This window comes from Pseudomonas sp. MWU13-2517 (assembly GCF_023242545.1).
Lineage (GTDB): Bacteria > Pseudomonadota > Gammaproteobacteria > Pseudomonadales > Pseudomonadaceae > Aquipseudomonas.
This window is the reverse complement of sequence record NZ_JALMFA010000045.1, coordinates 1-391: the sequence shown is the minus strand read 5'-3', so window position 1 is coordinate 391 and position 391 is coordinate 1. Positions and strand designations below refer to the sequence as shown.

General features: G+C 60.9%; 1 protein-coding gene. It reads right to left on the bottom strand.

Going from position 1 to position 391, the window contains the following annotated elements; all coding sequences use genetic code 11:
• Positions 1-391: immunoglobulin-like domain-containing protein (locus tag M5B97_RS27590; RefSeq protein ID WP_248733241.1), on the bottom strand; the 391-nt coding region annotated here is incomplete at both ends.

Here is a 391-nt window from a genome sequence, read left to right as displayed (position 1 = left end):
GTCGATGAACACGTCATCGCTTGGCGCCGGGACGGTTACGGTGCCGACGGTGTCGCCAGCCTTGATGGTGATGGACGAGCCATTGTCCAACTTCAGCGTGACGTCGGTACCCGCTTTATTGGAAAGCGTGGCGGTATACGTAATCTGACCGCCTTCGTTGACTGCGCTTGGCGCGGTCAGTGTGACGGTGGTGGTGTCAGCAGTGCCCGGTGTGTCGGTAACGGTGGTGTTCACCGGCGTAGTGCCTGGTACCAGGTTCTCGAAATGCTCGCCGCCGGTGACGCCTTTGATGGCGGTGGTGACGGTCTGGTCGCCTTTGTAGACGTCATTCGGCGCCACGGTAGTGACGGTGCCGCTCGACTGGTTCACACCGATGGTGATGGTCTTGCCG